Genomic DNA, 18985 nt, shown 5'->3' on the forward strand with positions numbered 1-18985 from the left:
TGACTCACCAGTCCTGGTTGAGGCCCGACATCCGGCGGAGGTACTCGTCCTCGTCGATCTCGCCCGCGGCGTAGCGGCGCTTGAGTATCTCGCGAGGGCTGTCCTTGGGCGGCCGCGCGGGCGGCGCGGGAGGCCGTCTGATCATCATGAGCACGAGCACCACCAGGATGATCAGCAGTAGTACGACAAGCAGCTTCAGCATGCGGACGCCACCCTCCTCCCGAGAACTCTACGGACCCCGGCCCGGTGCGGCCAGAGGCAGCCAGGCTAGGCGATGATACGGGGTTGTGAGGACAGCGTTCGTGCTCGGCGGCGGTGGGGTGCTCGGGGCGCACGAGGTGGGCATGCTCCGGGCGCTCGACGAGGCCGGGATCCGGCCCGACCTGGTCGTCGGCACGTCGGTGGGCGCGCTCAACGGCGTGCTGCTGTCCGCCTCGCCGTCCGACGCCGTGGAGCGGCTGACCCGGCTGTGGCGCTCCGACGTCGCGCGCACCGCGTTCTCGGGCTCGTGGATGCGGCGGCTGTCCACGCTCGCCAGGACCGGCACGCACGTGCACCCGATCGCGCCGCTCCGGCGGCTGCTGACCGATCTGGTCGGCGTGGCGCTCATCGAGGAGCTGCCCGTCCCCTTCCAGTGCGTGGCGGCCTCGATCGAGCGGGCCAGCGCCCACTGGTTCGCCGAAGGGCCGCTGGTGGAGGCCGTGCTGGCCAGCTGCGCCGTCCCCGGGCTGCTGCCGCCCGTACGGATCGGCGACGAGCACTACGTCGACGGCGGGCTGGTGCACAGCATTCCCGTCGGCAGGGCCGTCCGGCTGGGCGCGGGCAGGGTGTTCGTGTTGCAGGTCGGCAGGATCGAGCGGCCGCTGGCGGCGCCCAGGCGGCCGTGGGAGGTGGGGATGGTGGCCTTCGAGATCGCGCGCAGGCACCGCTTCGCCGAGGAGATGGCCGCGCTGCCCAGCTCGGTGGAGGTGCACGTGCTGCCCACGGGCCTCGACGCCCCCGTCTCCCCCTTGCGTTACCGGGATCTGTCGCAGATCTCCCGCTCCATCGAGCGGGCCTACACCGCCTCTTCCCGCTACCTGGCGGGCGTGGTCGGATGAGGTGTGCCTCCTCGTTTCGTCCGCAGGCTCGTGCTGGTGCCCCTGCTGATCGTGCTGGCCGTGGCGGCCGTCGTCACGCTGCCCCTGTGGCTGGCGGTGGTCACCGCCGCCTCTCTGCGGCTGCCGCCGCCGCAGCGGCGCGGGGTCCGCTTCCTGTGGTTCGGCGTGTCGTGGCTGGTGCTGGAGTGCGGGGTGCTGGTGGCGTGCCTGGGGTTGTGGGTGGCGGCCGGCTTCGGCGGGCGCCTGCACCGTGACCGCCACCAGGAGCGCCACTACCAGCTCATCCACTGGTTCCTGTCCCGCCTGTACGGCGTGGCGGTGCGTGTCTTCCGGCTGCGCGTGGAGATCGACGAGCCCCCTGGCGACCTACGGCCGACCGGCCCGGTGATCGTGCTGTCGCGGCACGCTGGCCCCGGCGACTCCTTCCTCCTGGTCCACCACCTGCTCGACCGCTACCGGCGGCGGCCGAGGATCGTCATGAAGGCGGCCCTGCAGTTCGACCCGTCGCTCGACGTGGTCGTCAACCGCCTGCCCAACGCCTTCGTCCCTGGCAGGAGGGGCTCGCTCGGGATCATCGACGAGATCCGGCGCCTGGCGGCCACCATGGACGCCGACGACGCTCTGGTGATCTTCCCCGAGGGCGGCAACTTCACCCCGCGCCGCCGCCGTCTGGCGATCAGGCGGCTGGAGGAGAAGGGCCTGACGGAGGAGGCGAAGCGGGCCGCCGCCCTCGACCACCTGCTGCCGCCCCGGCCGGGCGGGGCGATCGCCGCGATCGAGGCGTGCCCGGCGGCCGACGTGGTGTTCGTCGCGCACACCGGGCTGGACGACCTCGTCACGATCGGCGACGTGTGGCACAGGCTGCCGGTGAGCGCCCGCATCAGGGCGCGCTGGTGGCGCGTCCCGGCCGCCGAGATCCCCGCGTCACGCCAGGACCGCATCAGGTGGCTCTACGACCAGTGGGAGATCATCGACGACTGGGTCGCCGACAACCGTCCCGGCGGGAGTTAGCCCGCCCGCACCACCTGTCCCTTGATCTCCTGCGGGTGGCGGATCAGGTTGAGGATCGGGCACACCCGCTCCACCTCGGCGTGCAGCCGCGCGAGGTCGTCGTCGGAGGCGGGCGAGTCGATCCGCACCTCGTAGCGGAAGTTCTGCGGGTACACCGGGACGTCGGTGGTGCCGGGCGCCTGGGCGCGCGGATCGTATTCCGCCTCCACCTCCACCGACAGCGCGTCGAGCGGCACCTCCAGCTCGGCCGCCTTGATCAGGAAGATGTGGGTCACGCAGCTGCCGAGCACCCCGGCCTGCAGTTCGGGAGAGCCGGGCCCGAGGTCGTATCCCGCGAAGTCGGGCCCGCTGTCGCTGAGGATCTGGAAGTCCCTGATCCTGATCCTGCGCACCCCGCTACGGCCCTCGGCGGTGACGCTCGCCCGCAGCGGCACCGGTCCGCCCGGCTGTGCCGCCCGCCTGGCCGGCAGCGCGGCCCGCTTCTGTGACAGGTACTCGCGCAGTCCGCTCACGCCAGCGTCACCTTTCCCTCGGGGGTGTCCAGGACGGCCCGCAGCCCGGCCGCCGGTCCTTCCTCCACGTCGACGGCCGCGCCCACCGCCTCGAGCTCGGCTCGCAGGGCCGCGACGTCGGGTGTGACGGCCGTGAACGACACCAGCGTGAGCTGGGGCAGCCCGGAGGCCGCGGGGTGCCGCGTCGTCCCCCAGTCGATGAGGAACGGCACCGGCCGGACGGCCGCAGGAGAGTCGAAGCGGGTCAGCCGCCACTCCAGCAACGTCCCGTCGGGTGTGCGGCGCGACAGCGGCTGCACCTCGCCCGGGTCGTACCCGCGCTCGCGGGCCAGCGCCACCGTGCGGTCGATGTCGTCGGCGCGGATCGCCCACGCGGCCAGCCGCGCCTCGGTCAGCGTCTCCAGCCCGAACGCCCTCGGCCGGGCGCCCGGCACCTCGGGATCGGGCCCGATGATCTCCAGATAGGCGGTGGGCCCGAGCCCTACCAGGTAGTTGGCGGTGCCGCCGGGATGCGAGCCGCCCTTCACCGGGGCGATGCCGGTCCGCTCGGTGAACTCGGCCACCCCCTTCGCCAGGTCGGGAACGGCGTACACCAGGTGATCAAGACTCATCGGGTTCTCCCAGGGAAAGCATGAGCCGGTTGGCCCAGTTGAAGAAGGCGGTCGCGTGCAGGGCGTCGCTGATGGCCAGGTCGTCGAGCCCCTGCTCGCGCAGGGCCGCGACGTCCGCCCGCGGCGGGGTCGCGGTCAGCGCGACGGCGGCGTCGCGGAAGCGGAGCCCCTCGACGTTCTCGTGGGCCAGCTCGGGTTCACGGTAGTGCCCGTAGGGGCCCGCTCGCCTTGCCCGCCTCGGCCTGCGCGGCGATCCGCTTGGCCAGGTCGGGCTCAAGCGCGGCGGCGTAGTGGGCGGTGACGGCCTCGTGCCGGTGCAGGCCCGCGACGAAGGCGGCGACGGCGTGCCGTTCGGCCGGTGTCACCTCCTCCAGCCCGACCTCGCTCACGCCCCGCCCGGGCGGGGCGCCCCCGGCCGCCTCCGCCGTCACGGAGGGCGAGGCCGGGACGGCGGAGGGCGAGGCCGGGACGGCGGAGGGCGAGGCCGGCGCGGCGCCGGACCCGGCCTGCGCCCGCAGCTCGAACGACGGCACGAACAGCGCCTCGTAGGTGCGCTGGGCGTACGCGCGGGCGTCCGGGCGGCGCCTGCGCAGCACGTCGAGCCGGGATCCCGGGTCGACGCCCACCAGCTGGTCGATGACGTCGGTCATGCCTGCTCCGAAGGGGTCCAGCCGAGCGCGGGCGCGACCTTGGTGGCCAGCAGCTCGATCGAGCGGAGGACGAGAGGGTGCGGCGGATCCGCCGAGTGCACCTGGAAGACCAGGTCGGTCACCCTGTCGAGGGTGGTGTCGGCGCGCAGGCTCGCGATCACCTCGTCCGGGGTGCCCACGTGCGAGTCGGCCCACAGGAAGGCGGCCAGCTCAGGCGACTGCCGGGCGGCCCTGGCGATGCCCTCCTCGGCGTGGCGCAGGGCCTCGTCCCTGGAGTCGGCGACGAACGCGGTGCGCGAGGCGGCGATACGCGGAGCCGTACCGGGAGGCAGGTTGTCGTAGTAGGCGTCCACGATCGGCTTCTGCACCTGCGCCAGGGTGACGCCTTCGGCGCGCGGCTGGGTGCGCGACAGCATCAGGCCGTTGCCCGCGCGGCCGGCCCGCTCCCCGCCGCCGACGGAGAAGGTGGCCTCCCAGATGGCGCCGAGCAGCCGGGGCGCGGCGGGGTAGAGGTGGTTGCCGCCGCCCAGGTCGCCGCCCGACCAGGCGTTCACGAGAACCGCCAGGTGTTCGGCGTAGATCGCCGAGCGGTCGGCGCTGTCGTGGCCGAAGGCGGCGAAGGACGAGGCGGTGCCTCCGCTGCCGACGCCGACCTCCAGGCGCCCGCCGGACAGCAGGTCGAGGACGGCGGTGTCCTCGGCCACCCGTACCGGGTGTTCGAGCGGCAGCGTGATGATGCCGGTGCCGAGCCTGATCCTGCTGGTCCTGGCCGCGACGGAGGCGAGCAGGACCAGGGGCGCGGGCAGGCCGCCCTCGCTCTCGCTGAAGTGGTGCTGGGCCACCCACGCCGAGTCGAACCCGTTGGCCTCGGCGTGGGCGATCTGCGCCGCGGCCAGCTCGTACCGCTCGGCCGGGCCGGCCTGGTCGAGCAGACGCGTGAAGAAGCCCAGCCGTCTGCGGCTCATCGGACCGGCTCCGGGATGGCCGCGAGCAGCTCGCGGGTGTAGGCGTGCCGAGGTCTGGTGAAGACCTCCTCGGTCGTTCCGGATTCCACGATCTTTCCCTTGTTCATGACGGAGACGGTGTGCGAGATCTGCCGCACGACCTTCAGGTCGTGGGAGATGAACAGGTAGGTGATGCCCAGCTCGCGCTGGAGACTTTCCAGCAGGTCGAGAATCTGCTCCTGGGCGCTCACGTCCAGCGTGGAGACGGCCTCGTAGGTACAGGCCGTTGTTGACGCCTCTGGTCGGCTCGGCGTACAGGGTGAAGCCCGCGCTCTTGACCGTCTGCTCGTCGTAGGCCTGGACGTAGCGGACGAAGTCGGCCTGGCCGCTGGTGAGCGCGCCGACCCTGACGTTGTCCTCGGGCGTGACGATGATCTTGATCTCGCCGAGGTAGGCGCGGCCCTGGTGCTCGGACGACGCGGGCGCCCAGTTGTAGTCCTTGCGGGCCTTGAGATCGATCTGCCTGTCCACGACCTGATGGGCGACGGTGAAGGGGCCCGAGCCGATGACGTTCTTCAGCTGGCACTGCTGCTCGTACGGCAGGCCGATGGTCTTCTTCGACACCAGCCCCGCCCCGATGACCGAGGTGCCCTGCAGGAAGCCGGGCGAGGGCTTGTCGAAGTGGAACCTCACCGTCCTGGCGTCGAGGACCTCGCTGCGCGCGTAGTTGTTGATCATGTCCACATGCTGATACGGCCTGCGCCCCTCACTTGAGACGCAAGCCGTATCGCCGCCCGGTTACCTCAGCCCGGCGTCCAGGGCGCCGGTGAGGGCACCGGTGTCCCCGGACATCTCCCAGACCATCGCGCCGAGCAGGTTCCTGCTCCGCAGCCAGGCGGTCTTCCTGCCGATCGACCAGACGTCGTCGAAGGACCACCACTGGCCGCCGTCGCCGGTGAAGCACGACGTGGCCACGGCCTGCTCGTCATGCCGCACCGTGCAGTTCGGCACGCTCGCCACCAGGTTGGCGTAGCCGCGCGTGCCCGCCTCCTCGGCGAACTGGCCAGGCGCGGCGCCGGTCGCCGACTGCCACTCCCCCGCCTTGCCGCCGTCGGCGACGCCCTGCCAGCCGCGCCCGTAATAGGCCAGGCCGATGGTGAGCTTGCGCGGGTGCACCCCCGCCGCCAGGTAGACGTCGATCGCCTTCTCGACGCTGAAGTCGGGGTTGGAGGGGCTGTCGGTGTCGAGGTGGAGGTTGCCCTGGTGGCCGGTGCGGTTGGGCTCCCAGGAGTTGTCGCTGCCCGCGCCGTGGAAGTCGTAGCCCTGGACGTTGAAGATGTCCAGGTGCTTGGCGACCTGCGGCAGGTCCCAGCCCGCCGCGATCTTGGCGGGGTCGGCCGGGGTGAAGGCGGTCAGCTGGTAGCGCCGGCCGGTCTGCCTGGTCAGCTCGTCGAGCTGGCGGCGGAACTCGGCGATCAGCAGCGTGTTGTTGGCCTTGTCGCTCGGGCTGACGTGGTTGCCGGGGTGCCCTTCGGCGCCGGGCCACTCCCAGTCCAGGTCGATGCCGTCGAAGACGCCCGCCGCCGTGCCAGGGCCGCCCGCGCCACCGGCGACGGGCAGATTGCCCTTGATGTAGATGTCGACGCACGAGCTGACGAACTTCCTACGCGCGGCGTCGGTGGCGGCCACGTCGGAGAAGTACTTGGAGTAGGTCCAGCCGCCGAGCGAGATCAGCACCTTGAGGTGCGGGTGCTTGGCCTTGAGCTTCTTGAGCTGGTTGAAGTTGCCGCGCAGCTTCTCCCACCCGGTGTCGGCCACGCCGTCGACCGACTGCGCCGCGCTGAACGGCCTGCCGTAGTCGGCGTCGGCGTCGCCCGCCCCGTCACCCTGGTTCGGGTCCTGCGGGTTCTGCGTGGTGCCCTTGGTGACACCCTGCAGGCAGGTCAGGTTGACCGGGTCGATGTTGCCGAAGGCGTAGTTGATGTGGGTGAGCCTGGCCGCCGCGCCGCTGGTGTCGAGGTTGCGGACGAAGTACTGCCGGCCGTAGATGCCCCACTGGACGAAGTAGCCGACCCTGGCGTAGCCGCTCTCCACGATGTCGGCGGTGGTCACGGTGACCGGGACGCTGGCGGGCGAGAGGTTGTCGTACAGGTCGCGCGCCCTGACGGTGAAGGTGTACTCCGTCGAGGGCGACAGACCGCCGATGGTGGCGGTCGTGCCGGTGACGCTCGTGGCCGGCGTGGTGCCGGTGTAGACGTCGTAGCCTGCCACGCCCTTGTCGTCGGTGGAGGCGGTCCAGGTGAGGGTGACGCTGGAGGAGGTCTTGCCGGTGCTGCGCGGGCTGCCGGGGGCGGTCGGCGGCTGCGTGTCGTCGGCCGGGTCGTTGGTCGTCACGGTCACCGGAGTGCCGGCCGCCGACAGCGTGCCCTTGCGGTCCTTGGCCCTGACGGTGAAGGTGTAGGCGGTGTTGGGCGTCAGACCGGTCACGGTCGCCGTGGTGCCGGTGACCTCGGTGCCGTTGGACAGCACGTAGCCGACGATGGGCAGGCTGCCCTGCCGGGCGGCGTCCCAGGCCAGCGAGACGGTCTTGGTGGTCTTGACCGTCACGCGCAGGTTGCCGGGGGCTCCCGGCGGCGCGTCGGGGGTGCCGTCGCAGTTCACGTCGTTGATCCGGCAGGAGGTGGGCTCGACGCCTGCCGTACTGACGGTGAACGCCGGGCTGTAGGGCTCGGTCGTCGCGCCCGCGGCCACGGTGGTGTTGTAGTGGGCGGGCGTCAGCGTGACCGTGCGGCCGTCCTGGGCGAGCGAGGCGTGCTGGGCGTTGCTCGCGGTCACCCCCGCGGGCAGGTCGAAGACGATCGTCCAGCCGTTCAGCGCCGTGGTGGAGTTGTTGGCCACCACGAACTTCGCCGAGGTGCCGGTCACCGTGTAGGTCGCGCCGACGGGCGGCGGGGCGGGCGGCTCGGGGCCGCTGCCGTCGCAGTTGGCGCCGTTGATCGTGCACGAGGCCGGCTGGACGGCCGAGCTCAGCGTGAAGGCCGGGCTGTAGGGTTCGGTGTTCCTGCCCGCCTGGACGGTGTTGATGTAGAAGGCCGGGGTCAGCGTCACCCTGGTGCCGTTCTGCGTGAGGGTGGCGTGCTGCGGGTTGCTCGCGGTCACGCCCGGCGGCAGGTCGAAGATGATCGACCAGCCGGTGACGGCGGTGGTGCCGGGGTTGGCGACGACGAACTTCCCGGTGGTGCCCGACAGCCCGAAGGTGGCGGTCAGGCGCGCCGCGGCGCCTGCCGGAACGGCGCCGAGCGCGAGGGCGATGAGGACGACGAGCAGCACGATCGGCGATCTGCGCATGCGAGGGATCTTTCTTTTAAGAAAGTTTCCTAAGAGTTTGACCGATGGTAAGCCCGCCTCTGACCACCCGCAAGGCCCAAAGTTTGACCTTGACGTAACGGCAACGTGTGTAATGACCGCATGCGGATCGGAGAGCTCGCCTCCCTCGTGGGGGTGTCGACCAGGACCGTGCGCCACTACCACCATCTGGGGCTGCTGCCCGAACCCGAACGCCTGGCCAACGGCTACCGGGAGTACCGGCTGAGGGACGCCGTGCTCCTCTCGCGCATCAGACAGCTGGCCGCGCTCGGCATGTCGCTGGACGAGCTGCGCGACGTGCTGGCCGACGACCAGGGCAAGGACCTGCGCGAGGTCCTCCAGGAGCTCGACGCCGACCTCGCGCGGCAGCAGGCGGCGATCACGGCCAGACGCGAACGGCTGGCCGTCCTGCTCGCCGAGACCGAGCTGCACCCCGACTCCGTCGCTCCACCCGACATGACGGCGGTGCTGCGCGACCTCATCCCCGAGGAGTCGGCCTTCGCCAGGCTCGACCGCGAGCTGCTCACCCTGATGAGCAACGTGGCCGACCCCGCGGTCAGCACCGAGTTCGTCGACCTGATCCGGCCGCTCACCGAACCCGCCGCGCTGCAACGCAGCCACGAGCTCTACCGGCGCCTCGACGAGCTGGCCGACGTCCCCCTCGACGACGAACGCCTGGCGGCGCTGGCCCGCGACCTGGCCGACCATCTGCCCGAGGGCCTGGTGCGGCCGATGCTCGAGCACGCGGAGCCCGACGGCACGACATGGCTGGAGACGGTGCGGGACGGGATGACGCCCGCACAGGTCGAGGTGTTCAGGCTGCTCATCGAGACGGTGAAGGGACGGGTGTGATGCTCCGACTGGCCCGCGCGGCGCTCTACACCGCCATCCCCGCCGAGTTACTGCTCGCGGTCCTGCTCGTCTCGGGTGTCCCGCTGCCCACGCCGGTGATGGTGGCCACGGAGGCGGTCGTGGCAGGCGTGCTCGCGCTGGAGGCCGTGACCGCCTACCGGCTCTACCGGACGGCGCGCGGCGCGGGGGCCGACCGGCGGGCGGCGCTGCGGGACAGCGTCGACGCGCTGGTGCCCGTCAAGGTGCGCAAACTGCTGGAGTTCGAGCTGAACGGCATCGCCAGCCTGTTCCTGTGGGTCGCCAGGCGGCGCCACGGCGTGCCCCCGGGAGGCAGGGCCGTGCCGTACTCGAAGGAGCAGTCGACGACTCTGATGATCATGCTTTTCGTGATGGTCGTCGAGACGGTCGGCATCGACCTGCTGCTGGCCGCGCTGGACGTGCCCACGGCGGTACGCGTGACCGTGCTGGTGCTCGACCTGTACAGCATCCTGTTCGCGCTGGCCTTCGCCGCGGCCTGCGTCACCAGGCCGCACGTCGTGACCGACGAGGAGCTGCGCGTCCGCTTCGGCGCCTACTTCGACCTGCGGATCCCGCGCGAGCTGATCACCTCGGTACGGGTGTCGCGCAACTACAACGAGACCGGCACGATCCACGTCGCGGGCGGACGGCTCAGCGTCGCCGTCGGTTCCCAGACCAACGTCGTCGTCGAACTGGCCGCGCCGATCACCGTCACGAGGCCGCTCGGCGCCCGCGAGACCGTCACGAGCGTCCGCTTCTTCGCCGACACGCCCCACGCCCTCCGGCTGCAGGAGGCCTGAGGACCCGGCGACGCCGGCCGGTGCCCGCGCCGGCGCCGTCGGGCGCGGTCGCCGAGGTGCTCGGCCGGCCGGCGGCGGGCTGCCGCGTGACCTGCGCCAAGCGCCCGGCCTGCCCGCGTGACCCGCGCCGCGCGCCCGGCGGGCCTGCCCGTGACGTGCGCCGCGACGGCGCGCCTGGCGGGGGCGACCGGGCGGGCGTGAAGGAGACTGCTGTCATGAACGCGCACGAGATGGCTGCGGCGCCGGGGCGGGCGGAGCTCGCCGGCGCCGTGTACGGCTCGCTCCTGGCGGCCTCCGTGGTCGTCGGCTCCGCCACCGACCACCAGCCGGCCCCGGCGGAGGACCTGATCGTCCTGCTGATCTGCACGGGCATCGTGTTCTGGCTCGCGCACGTCTACGCCGAGGTCGTGGCCCACGTCAAGACCCTCACCTGGGCCAACCTGCGCAGGGTCGCCAGGGAGGAATGGCCGCTCGCGCAGGCCTCCTTCCCGCCGGCCACGGCCGCCGCCTTCGCCTCCACGTTCGGCATGTCCGACACGGTCGCGGCGTGGATGGCGCTGGGAGTGGCGGTGGCGAGCCAGGTCATCTGGGCCGTCGCGGCGGCGGTCACCATCCACTCCAGCAAGGCGGTGATCCTCTGGTCGGGAGTGGCCAACCTCCTGCTCGGACTGATCCTCGTCCTGCTCAAGACGCTCATCGCCGGCCACTGACCCGGCCGGTCAGGCGCCAGGGGGTAGGAACGGGGCCTCCGGCGCCCCCTTGTCGATCAGCCGGACCAAGGCGTCCGTGTCGAGGTGTCGCTCGACCAGGTCGCCCAGCGCGTCGAGCCGCTCCTCCCGCAGCCGCGCGAACGAAACGTCCGGCGCCGGGACGAAGTCACGGCCCGCCCGCTCCGCCACCTCCGCCAGGAACGCCCGTCTGAAGCCGTCGTTCTCCAGCGCGCCGTGCCAGGTCGTCCCCCACACCGCCCCCACCGTGCACCCGTCGAGGAACGGCTCGCCGCCCTCCACCGTGGCGACGCCGTGGTGGATCTCGTAGGCCGACACCGCATGGCCGTACGCCTGTCCCGTGGGCCTGGCCAGGCGCTTGTCCTCGCCGAACGTCACCCGGACAGGCAGCAACCCGAGCCCTCGTACCCGCCCCGCCCTCGACTCCACCTCGTCCACGATCTCCCGCGCGAGCATCTGGTAACCGCCGCAGATGCCCAGGATCGGCAGGCTCCTGGCCGCCAGCGCGTCGGCCAGCCCCGTCGAACGCAGCCACGCCAGGTCGGAGACCGTCGCCTTCGATCCGGGCAGGACGACCAGGTCGGCGTCGTCGAGCTCGGCGGGCGTGGTGACGAACCTCACCAGCACGCCGGGCTCGCTCGCCAGCGCGTCGAGGTCGGTGAAGTTGGAGATGCGCGGCAGCCTCACCACGGCCACGCGCAGCGTCTGCCTGCCGTGGGGCCGCCCGCTCGCCGCCGGACGGCTGTCGAGCGCGAGGGAGTCCTCGACGTCCAGCCACAACCCGTCGAGCCAGGGCAGCACGCCGTAGACCTGGCGGCCGGTCAGCGCGCGCAACGTGTCGAGCCCCGGCTGGAGCAGCTCGACCGCGCCCCTGAACTTGTTGACCACGAAGCCGGACACGAGCGCCTGGTCCTCGGGCGACAGCAGCGCCACGGTGCCGTAGAAGGCGGCGAACACCCCGCCCCTGTCGATGTCGCCCACCACGACGACGGGCAGGTTCGCGGCCCTGGCCAGGCCCATGTTGGCGATGTCGCCGCGCCTGAGGTTGATCTCGGCGGGGCTGCCTGCGCCCTCGCAGACCACCACGTCGTAGGCCGCGCGCAGCCGCTCGAAGGACTCCAGCGCCCGCTGCCGGAGGAAGTCCTTGAGCGCGCCGTACTCCATCGCGTCGACGTCGGTCAGCGGCCTGCCCATGAGCACGACCTGGCTGCGGCGGTCGCTGCCGGGCTTCAGCAGGATCGGGTTCATGTCCGCGACGGGCTCCAGGCCGGCCGCCTGGGCCTGCATGGCCTGCGCCCGGCCGATCTCCGCGCCGTCGGCGGCGACGAAGGAGTTCAGCGACATGTTCTGCGCCTTGAACGGCGCGACCCGCACGCCCTGCCTGGCCAGCCAGCGGCAGATGCCCGCCGTCACCACGCTCTTGCCCGCATCCGACGTGGTCCCCGCGACCAGCAGCGCACCCTTCACCAGGCCACCGTAGCGGCCCCGCGCGAACGCCCGTGCCGCCCCACTTGGCACATGATGTGACATCCGCCACTGCGGGCTCCCTGGTCACCGGCGTGTACGCGCCCATCCCGCCCAGGGTGACCGGGCGCGATCACGCTCATGGCGCGGGGGTTCTCCGAGCGCGACGCGGCCAGAGCGCTGGAACAAGCACGGCGACAGCGGCCGAAGTGAGGCTCACGGTCCTGGTCAGCCGCACCGCCCTGCGGATGTCCCGCACCTCCGGCTTCGGTCCGTCGCCCATCTCCGGGCGGTGCTCGACGCGGGAGCCGTACACGTTGGTGCCGCCCAGCGTCACCTCCAGCGCTCCGGCGAACGCGGCCTCGCACCTGCCCGCGTTCGGGCTGGGGTGCCGGTGGCCGTCCCTCAGCAGCACCCGCAGGGCCCGCCGCCGGTCAGGAGCGGCGAGTACGGCCAGCAGCCCGGTGATCCTGGCCGGGACGTAGTTGGCCACGTCGTCGAGCCTGGCGGCGGCCCAGCCGAACCGCTCGTACCGCGGCGAGCGGTGGCCGATCATGGCGTCGAGCGTGTTGACGGCGCGGTAGGCGAGCAGGCCCGGCAAACCCGCGACTGCGCCCCAGAACAGCGGCGCGACGACGGCGTCGGAGGTGTTCTCGGCCAGCGACTCGACGGTGGCCCTGGCCAGTTCCGGGGCCTCCAGGCCGCGCGGGTCCCTGCCGCACAGGTGCGGCAGGCGGGCCCTGGCGGCGGCGAGGTCGTCGGCTTCGAGCGCTTCGGCCATGTGGACACCCTCGCGGGCGAGCGTGGTGCCGCCGAGAACCGCCCAGGTGGCGGCCGCCGTCAGCCCCGTCTCCACCAGCCACCGGCCCGCGCCCCCCGGGCCCCCCGGGCCCCCCGGACCGTCCACCGCGGCCCACCGCGCGGACGGGCGCCTCCCGCCCACGTCCGTCCCCCGGCGTCCGGACGATCGCGACCGGCTGAGCGCGGCGCCCGCCCGTCGGGCCAGCAGGCCCAGCCCCGCCGTGCTCCCCACACAGATCGCGACATGCGCCACCCCGTTGGGTCTGGCGTCGCCGTACAGCCGCTTCTCCAGCGCCGCGGCGGCCCGGCCGAACAGGGCGACAGGATGACCACGCCGCGGGTCACCCACGGCGGCGTCCACGAGAACCCCGAGCGCGATCCCCGCGGACCTAGACGAGATGTGCATGCACCTCATCTTCGTGGGTGTCGAGCCATGCCGCCGCCCGCCGGATGCGCTCGCCGGCGCCGTCCGCCCACATCCGCGCCCAGCCGCCGCCCTCAGCCGCACGTGTCCGCATCACCTCGTACGAGCGTCCGAACCGCAGCCGCGCCAGCGGGATCAGGCGCCGGCGCTCGCGGGGCGGCAGGCCGTACGCGTCGCAGAAGCGCCGCAGCCGTGCCCCCACGTCGGCCTGGCGCAGCAACGGATGCCGGTCGACCGGGTCGGCGATCGGCGCCCAGTGGCGCATCGTCGTGACCACGTCGAACAGCCTCGTCGTCGGCCGCGCGAGATCGAAGTCGATGAGCGCGACGGGCCGGTCACCCCTGAAGATCACGTTGGCGGGGGTCAGGTCACAGTGCCCGATCACCTCGGGAGCGGCGTCGTCGTTCGACCCGCCCTCCCAGCGGTGCCCGGCCAGCGGGAAGCCCGCCGTCGCGTCATGGAAGTCGCGCAGCAGCCGCGCCAGCCGCTCCAGCGCCCGGTCGCCGGCGCTCTCGGCGGTCAGGCCCGCCGTACCGGGAACGAAGGTGATGATCTCGCGGCCGGCGGCGTCGACGCCCTTCAACCGGGGCGCGCCCGCGAACCCGACCGCCTCCAGGTGGCGCAGCAGAGCGTGCACGGCGGGGCTGGACCGGCAGGTGGGCCTGCGGACCGTGTCGCCGATTCGCACCACTCCGTCCGTCACGTCCCCGCCCTGCAGCGGAATCTCGTGCAGGACCGTCGCGACCATGCCACGACACCTTAGCCCTTTATGTACGCCCCCCGCCTGGGGTTTTCGGAGATTAACCGTGTCGTGACCCTCGACTCGCCCTTCACCACATGAGTCAACGACCGCACGCCGTGAACCTCCCCCAGGGCTCAGCCGTCCCCTCAGCAACTCGGGAAGGAGCCCGCATGTCACTCCCCCTGACCGTCCTCCTCGCCGCGGCCACCACCCTCAGCCCCGCAACAGCCAGGGCCGCATCGGCGGCCCCCACGGTGCAGATCACCAAGGTCTACTACGACTCCCCCGGCGTCGACCGACGCAGCAACGCCTCGATCAACGGCGAGTACGTCACGATCCGCAACACCACCCGCAAGCCCATCGAACTGGCAGACTGGACCATCCACGACAAGACCGGCTACAGGTACACGTTCGCACCCGACGCCGCCCTGAACCCGGGCCAGCAACTCACCCTCCGCACCGGACAGGGCCGCGACACCGCGTCCACGACGCACTGGGGGCGGCACGCCTACGTCTGGAACAACGACAAGGACATCGCCTACCTGCGCGACCCGTCCGGCAGGCTGATCGACTCGTGCTCGTACAACAGCGCACGGAGCGACTACCGAGACTGCAGGTAGGAGGCGGGATGCGCACGGCGTGGAGAATCGAGTACGTGCACACTCCCAGGATCATGCACAATTAGGCGGGAGCGCCCTTAGCTCAGCTGGATAGAGCACCGGACTTCTAATCCGACGGTCGCAGGTTCGAATCCTGCAGGGCGCGCTTTTCACCAGCGGAAACCGCAGCCGCGCCCGCGCGTCGGCGCGGCATGGGGCAAATGTGAGGCAAACCTGAGTCAGCCGCCGAGCGGCCGCCCCAGCGCGGACGCGGCTTTCAGCACCAGCCGGGCCGTTTCCCGGGCCGCCTGGTGGGCCACCTCCGGCAGCACCGAGACGTAGGTGTCGGCGGTCAGCACGATGCTGGCATGCCCCAGCATTGCCTGCACCACCTTCAGGTCGGTGCGCGCGGCCAGCGCCAGCGTCGCGGCGCCATGCCGCAGGTCGTGCAGCCGGATCGGAGGCTGTCCGGAGGCGGCCACCAACCGGCGGAACCGGCCGGTGAGGTAGTCCGGCCGCAACGGCGCCCCATCCGCGGTGGTGAACACGTACCCCGAGTCCTGCCAGCGGCTGCCCGCTGCCGCGCTCAGCTTCTCTTGCCGCTCGCGGTGCCAGGTCAGCACCCGTACGGTCTGAACGTCCAGGGCCACCACCCGGCAACTGGCGGCGCTCTTCGGTGGTCCAGCCACGACCTGGCCGTCGGCGTGCACCCGCTGCTGCGCCACCGTCAGCTCCGCGGCCTGCAGGTCGACGTCCGTCCAGCGCAGCCCGGCCAGCTCGCCGCGGCGCAGGCCGCGTAGCGAGGCCAGCCACCACGCGGCGTACAGGTCGTCCTGCGCGACGCCGGCCAGGAAGGCCGCGAGTTGTTGCTCGGTCCAGATCGCCACCGCCGGACGCTCTCCCGTTTCCTGCCAGCGGGCGGTCCGCCCGGCGGTCCAGACGACCGGGTGCGGTCGCCGCGGATGGGGCAGTTCGGCGCCGTTGGCCGGGTTGAGGGGGATCAGCCGGGCACGCACCGCCGCGTTTAGCGCGGTCCGCAAGGTGGCGTGGATCCGCACCACGGTGGCCGGCGACAGTCGGCGGCCGGTCGGCGAGGGACGGGACGCGAGCGTCGCGAGCAGCCCGTTGACGTCGCGAGGGGTGAGTTGGTGGAGCAGGATCCGTCCCAGCTGCGGGATGAGATGGAGGCGGATGTGTGTGGCGTAGCCTTGCCGGGTCGACGGACGCAGGGCAGCCTTGGTGGCCAGCCAGCGTGCCAGCCACTCACCGACGGTGCATCCACGCAACCGCATCGCCTGCTGACCTGCACACGAGTCTTTGTCATCGATCCCACCTCCACCCTTCACGGTGTGCGACGACAGCGGCGCCAGCTAGACTAGGGCTCGCACTCGTTCGGCGGGATGACCTCAGGTCTGGTGTCCGGAGTACGGGGACGCTGCAGGGTGCGGCGGTCGGCGCTGCCGCGATGAGTCCCGACCGGGCACACCAGGGGCGGTTGATGTGCGGGGCGAGTGCTACGGCGGGGAAGCGCGGGCTGCACGTCGGCGATGTGCAGCTGATCACCCAGCCGAGGCCAGCGTTCGGCGAGCGGCTTCAACGGCGAACCGGGCCGGGTCGAACTCCTGCGCGCTCTCCAGACCGGCCCAGCGGACATATTCGTCGTGCTCGTCGTGTTCGGGATCGGCCAGGGCCAGACGGAAGTATGTGTAGCCTCCGATGCCGCCTACGTCCTCTGGCGGGCAAGCGCCCGCCCCGTCCACCAGCACCGGGTAACGGACCCCCTCCTCCGCGGTGAGGATCTCCTCCAGCACGAGGTCATGCCGCCAGCTGTCACCCAGGTCGTACTCGTACTCGATGGTTGCCCCGACCTCTGCGAGGACCTCCCGCAGCAGGGCCTTCTTCTCGTCCAGGACGTCCAGATCCCACTCGGGTGAGGCTTGGCCGTACAGGGCACCGCCCGCCGTGAACAGGTGGAGATGGCGGTTCTCCCAGCCCATCGCCGCGACCAGGATGCGGTGCAGCCTGTCGAGCGTGATCCCGGGGGAGACGAGCAGGCGCCGACAGATCACCGGATCCGCACTGTCCTGGAGCGTCACCCGGATCTGGTAGATCGGCTCTCCCGGTGCGGCCTCACCCAGGCTGCGCCGTACGGTGTTCACCGCCGCCGGAGTCAGAGCCGCCGTCTCCTCCGTGAGCTCCACCGCGCCCACCCTGACCAGGACGGCCAGTAGCCGATCGAGGTCCTGGTCGGCCATGCGCCGCTGCGCCTGCGGGTCGCGCATCTCGTAGTACGGTGATGCGATCTCCCAGGCCAGTTCCCGGAGATCCGCAGCGGGCACCGGCCCGCCGTACATCCTGCGCAGCAGCGCGGGCCAGATGAGCGTGAACTCCTCGCCGATGAGCGAGGTGTACCAGTAGTTCTTGGGGAAGAGCGCCTCGCTCATCTTCCCCAGTGCCGAGAACGCCGTTTCCCACAACCGCTCCGGGTCCTTCAGCAGTGGCGCCGCCTTCTTCACCGGCAGCAGCCGCCCCTTGACCACCCGGACCAGCCCGGCAGCCTTGGCCCATTCCACGATCAGGTTCAATCGGGGCAGTTCGGTGCTGCTCTTCGTCCGGAACACCCGGTCGCCGATCTTCGGGTCAATCTCGTCGCCGGTTTCCAGCAGTGCCACCAGCGCCCGCGCGTCCGACAGCGTCAGTTTCCCCGTCTGGGTCAGCTTCCGGCCTGTGCCCACCCACTCGGTGAACGCCCGCAACTCCTCCTGCATGGCGTTCAGAGTATGGCCCCGCTTCGCGTGAATGAGTCTTCCTGGCCCATGCGACACCGTAGGGTGGGATGCCGTGGCGAAGAAGCGTAGAGCGAAGGCGAACCCCACGCGGGGAGTCAGCGGCAATCCTGCCCGGCGCGCGCAACAGCTCGCCACCCGTCAGCCCTCACCCGACCCTCGTTCTGTGCTGTTCGAGTCGCTGCTGGGGACCGCTGGGGATCAATGGTGGCCGGATTCCCAGAATGCGATCATCGAGCGCCTCGCCGACCTGCCCGCCCACTCACCTCTGCGGCTGGAGAACGCCGTCGTCGATCTGGTCGGCGAGGAGCTGTGGGCGCGCACCCAGACCGAGAGCATGGGTTTCCACTGGGACCAGTACCTGGCATCTCTGGCTGACCTCGTCCGCGATGAGATCCAGATCGCCGCGCGCACCGGCGGGCCGATAGATGACCTGTGGCGGATGCTGCACGGGCTCGCCGCGATGACTGCGCCGTCCAGCGGGAAGACACTGCGCCGTGACCCCGGCCTCGCCGTCCGCGAGGCCATCAAGGACACCACAGCGGCCTTGGCCAAGGCCGGCATCGCACCCGGGTGGCCGAGTGAGATTCGCCGGGCCGCTCCGGCCGGAGAGCCGCTGCTGCTGGCCGACGAGTACGGCTCGCGGTACGCGCTCCTCGCCCCCTTCGCCTGGGGCGAGGAGGACTCGCACTGGTACTGCTGGGACATCGACCGCTGCACCGGAGACCGGGTCGTGCACGCTGCCGTCTTCGCCTCACCGGAGGAAGCGCTCGCCGAGTGGCGAGCCGCCGTCGGGACGCACGCGACACCCGCCTCCACCCAGCCGACCCCGTGCGACCAAGCCACCGCCCGCGACCTGTTGGATCCGCTATGCCGAACTGACCTCCTGGGCGCGCTGCTGCTCGGCAACGAGTCGCAACAGCTCATCGCCGAGCATTTCCGCCTGTGCCAGCGCGCCCGCGCCCTCTGCGAGTCGTTCACCGTCGCTCCTGAGCCCAAGCCCCAGCAGGACCTCAACCCGATCATCGACGACTTCGCCGCCTGGCTACGCGATCGAGACGACCACAGACCCGAACGAGAAGACATCGCCACACTCGCCGACACCTGGTCCCGCCTCTCCGGACCCGGCTACTATGCCTGCTCCCCGCATCGCATCGAGCACACCGTGATCCTCGTCGCAGACGGATACATCAAGAAGTACGCCGAGGCCGTACTCGATCTGCTACCCCAGTGGGTCGAATGGTGCATCGAACGCACCGGCCTGACCGGCGAATTGGCAGAGCGAGCCCGCCAAGCAGCCGCGAACAACCGGTGGGACGGATCCGACAACATGGACTTGCGCCGCACCGAATAGTTGAACCGCTCCCAGATGTCCGGGCTGCGCGCCACGCTGGAAGCGCTGGCCCGTGTCGGCGGCAGGACCGGCGTGCCCCAGGCCATCCAAGTCGCCGACCGATTCCACCTTATGCAGAAACGCCGCTCTGGATCGCGTGCACGCGATCCAGAGCGGCCGCCGAGCAAACAATTTTTGTTGAAAAATAGGGATTGGGTGGGGTTGGGTTATAGTTTAGAACAGT

21 protein-coding genes, 1 tRNA gene and 1 pseudogene are annotated in these 18985 nt (G+C 71.4%); 9 read left to right on the top strand and 14 right to left on the bottom strand.

Annotation, left to right across the window (positions count from 1 at the left end):
- Positions 1 to 4: 4 nt before the first annotated feature.
- Positions 5 to 202, bottom strand: coding sequence for an SHOCT domain-containing protein (locus ABZX22_RS30155; RefSeq protein ID WP_354915138.1), 198 nt, complete (start codon positions 200 to 202; stop codon positions 5 to 7).
- 85 nt (positions 203 to 287) lie between these two features.
- On the opposite strand from ABZX22_RS30155, the gene ABZX22_RS30160 reads away from it, so the two are divergent.
- Together ABZX22_RS30160 and ABZX22_RS30165 are read left to right on the top strand one after the other, a co-directional pair.
- Positions 288 to 1100: a patatin-like phospholipase family protein gene (locus tag ABZX22_RS30160; protein WP_354915141.1), complete on the top strand. Its 813-nt coding sequence runs from the start codon at positions 288 to 290 to the stop codon at positions 1098 to 1100.
- Positions 1101 to 1103: 3 nt separating this feature from the next.
- The gene (locus tag ABZX22_RS30165; protein ID WP_354915144.1) at positions 1104 to 2111 is read left to right on the top strand and encodes a 1-acyl-sn-glycerol-3-phosphate acyltransferase; all 1008 of its coding nucleotides are present in this window, start codon (positions 1104 to 1106) and stop codon (positions 2109 to 2111) included.
- On the opposite strand, the gene ABZX22_RS30170 is transcribed toward ABZX22_RS30165, so the two are convergent.
- From ABZX22_RS30170 to ABZX22_RS30205, 8 genes and pseudogenes are all read right to left on the bottom strand, one after another.
- Complete coding sequence (locus ABZX22_RS30170; protein ID WP_354915147.1) at positions 2108 to 2623, bottom strand: OsmC family protein; 516 nt, start codon at positions 2621 to 2623, stop codon at positions 2108 to 2110. The two genes, ABZX22_RS30165 and ABZX22_RS30170, sit on opposite strands and share 4 nt — an antisense overlap.
- Entirely contained in the window at positions 2620 to 3234 is a 615-nt protein-coding gene (locus ABZX22_RS30175; RefSeq protein WP_354915151.1) for a VOC family protein, read from the bottom strand. The genes ABZX22_RS30170 and ABZX22_RS30175 overlap by 4 nt, the downstream gene beginning before the upstream one ends.
- Complete coding sequence (locus tag ABZX22_RS30180) at positions 3224 to 3511, bottom strand: hypothetical protein (RefSeq protein ID WP_354915154.1); 288 nt, start codon at positions 3509 to 3511, stop codon at positions 3224 to 3226. The genes ABZX22_RS30175 and ABZX22_RS30180 overlap by 11 nt, the downstream gene beginning before the upstream one ends.
- Positions 3432 to 3884 carry a hypothetical protein gene (locus ABZX22_RS30185; protein WP_354915157.1) on the bottom strand — a complete coding sequence of 151 codons (453 nt, stop codon included), beginning with the start codon at positions 3882 to 3884 and terminating at the stop codon, positions 3432 to 3434. The genes ABZX22_RS30180 and ABZX22_RS30185 overlap by 80 nt, the downstream gene beginning before the upstream one ends.
- A complete protein-coding gene (locus ABZX22_RS30190; protein WP_354915204.1) occupies positions 3881 to 4849 on the bottom strand; it encodes a putative FMN-dependent luciferase-like monooxygenase in 969 nt (322 codons plus the stop codon). Before ABZX22_RS30190 ends, ABZX22_RS30185 begins: the two co-directional genes overlap by 4 nt.
- Positions 4846 to 4956, bottom strand: coding sequence for a hypothetical protein (locus ABZX22_RS30195; protein WP_354915207.1), 111 nt, complete (start codon positions 4954 to 4956; stop codon positions 4846 to 4848). Before ABZX22_RS30195 ends, ABZX22_RS30190 begins: the two co-directional genes overlap by 4 nt.
- Positions 4957 to 5131: 175 nt before the next feature.
- Positions 5132 to 5566, bottom strand: a pseudogene (locus tag ABZX22_RS30200) (ABC transporter substrate-binding protein); the annotation flags it as partial.
- A gap of 60 nt (positions 5567 to 5626) precedes the next feature.
- Entirely contained in the window at positions 5627 to 8176 is a 2550-nt protein-coding gene (locus ABZX22_RS30205) for a glycosyl hydrolase family 18 protein (RefSeq protein ID WP_354915160.1), read from the bottom strand.
- Between the two features lie 120 nt (positions 8177 to 8296).
- Here ABZX22_RS30205 and ABZX22_RS30210 point away from each other — a divergent pair, with 120 nt between their 5' ends.
- From ABZX22_RS30210 to ABZX22_RS30220, 3 genes are all read left to right on the top strand, one after another.
- Positions 8297 to 9046 (top strand): MerR family transcriptional regulator, encoded by a 750-nt coding sequence (locus ABZX22_RS30210; protein WP_354915163.1) that lies wholly within the window; start codon positions 8297 to 8299, stop codon positions 9044 to 9046.
- Positions 9043 to 9864, top strand: a complete 822-nt coding sequence (locus ABZX22_RS30215; protein ID WP_354915166.1) for a hypothetical protein — start codon at positions 9043 to 9045, stop codon at positions 9862 to 9864. The genes ABZX22_RS30210 and ABZX22_RS30215 overlap by 4 nt, the downstream gene beginning before the upstream one ends.
- Positions 9865 to 10079: 215 nt before the next feature.
- A complete protein-coding gene (locus ABZX22_RS30220) occupies positions 10080 to 10574 on the top strand; it encodes a hypothetical protein (RefSeq protein WP_354915169.1) in 495 nt (164 codons plus the stop codon).
- A 9-nt stretch (positions 10575 to 10583) separates the two neighbouring features.
- On the opposite strand, the gene ABZX22_RS30225 is transcribed toward ABZX22_RS30220, so the two are convergent.
- The 3 genes from ABZX22_RS30225 to ABZX22_RS30235 all read right to left on the bottom strand — a co-directional run bounded on the left by ABZX22_RS30225 (position 10584) and on the right by ABZX22_RS30235 (position 14029).
- Positions 10584 to 12059: a cobyric acid synthase gene (locus ABZX22_RS30225; RefSeq protein WP_354915172.1), complete on the bottom strand. Its 1476-nt coding sequence runs from the start codon at positions 12057 to 12059 to the stop codon at positions 10584 to 10586.
- 136 nt (positions 12060 to 12195) lie between these two features.
- Positions 12196 to 13263: a cobalamin biosynthesis protein gene (locus ABZX22_RS30230; RefSeq protein ID WP_354915175.1), complete on the bottom strand. Its 1068-nt coding sequence runs from the start codon at positions 13261 to 13263 to the stop codon at positions 12196 to 12198.
- On the bottom strand, positions 13247 to 14029 hold the full coding sequence (locus ABZX22_RS30235) for a phosphotransferase (protein WP_354915178.1): 783 nt from the start codon (positions 14027 to 14029) through the stop codon (positions 13247 to 13249). The genes ABZX22_RS30230 and ABZX22_RS30235 overlap by 17 nt, the downstream gene beginning before the upstream one ends.
- Positions 14030 to 14193: 164 nt before the next feature.
- Here ABZX22_RS30235 and ABZX22_RS30240 point away from each other — a divergent pair, with 164 nt between their 5' ends.
- Both ABZX22_RS30240 and ABZX22_RS30245 read left to right on the top strand, forming a co-directional pair.
- Positions 14194 to 14643, top strand: coding sequence for a lamin tail domain-containing protein (locus tag ABZX22_RS30240; RefSeq protein ID WP_354915181.1), 450 nt, complete (start codon positions 14194 to 14196; stop codon positions 14641 to 14643).
- Between the two features lie 71 nt (positions 14644 to 14714).
- Positions 14715 to 14788, top strand: a tRNA-Arg gene (locus ABZX22_RS30245).
- 73 nt (positions 14789 to 14861) lie between these two features.
- Here ABZX22_RS30245 and ABZX22_RS30250 read toward each other — a convergent pair.
- Together ABZX22_RS30250 and ABZX22_RS30255 are read right to left on the bottom strand one after the other, a co-directional pair.
- A complete protein-coding gene (locus ABZX22_RS30250; protein ID WP_354915183.1) occupies positions 14862 to 15914 on the bottom strand; it encodes a site-specific integrase in 1053 nt (350 codons plus the stop codon).
- Between the two features lie 267 nt (positions 15915 to 16181).
- Positions 16182 to 17390, bottom strand: a complete 1209-nt coding sequence (locus ABZX22_RS30255; RefSeq protein WP_354915186.1) for a plasmid pRiA4b ORF-3 family protein — start codon at positions 17388 to 17390, stop codon at positions 16182 to 16184.
- Between the two features lie 73 nt (positions 17391 to 17463).
- On the opposite strand from ABZX22_RS30255, the gene ABZX22_RS30260 reads away from it, so the two are divergent.
- Both ABZX22_RS30260 and ABZX22_RS30265 read left to right on the top strand, forming a co-directional pair.
- Entirely contained in the window at positions 17464 to 18762 is a 1299-nt protein-coding gene (locus ABZX22_RS30260; RefSeq protein WP_354915189.1) for a hypothetical protein, read from the top strand.
- Positions 18763 to 18777: 15 nt separating this feature from the next.
- On the top strand, positions 18778 to 18985 hold a 208-nt coding region (locus tag ABZX22_RS30265; protein WP_354915192.1), incomplete at its 3' end, for a hypothetical protein.

This window comes from Nonomuraea sp. NPDC003804, assembly GCF_040610675.1.
In the GTDB taxonomy this organism is placed as follows: domain Bacteria; phylum Actinomycetota; class Actinomycetes; order Streptosporangiales; family Streptosporangiaceae; genus Nonomuraea.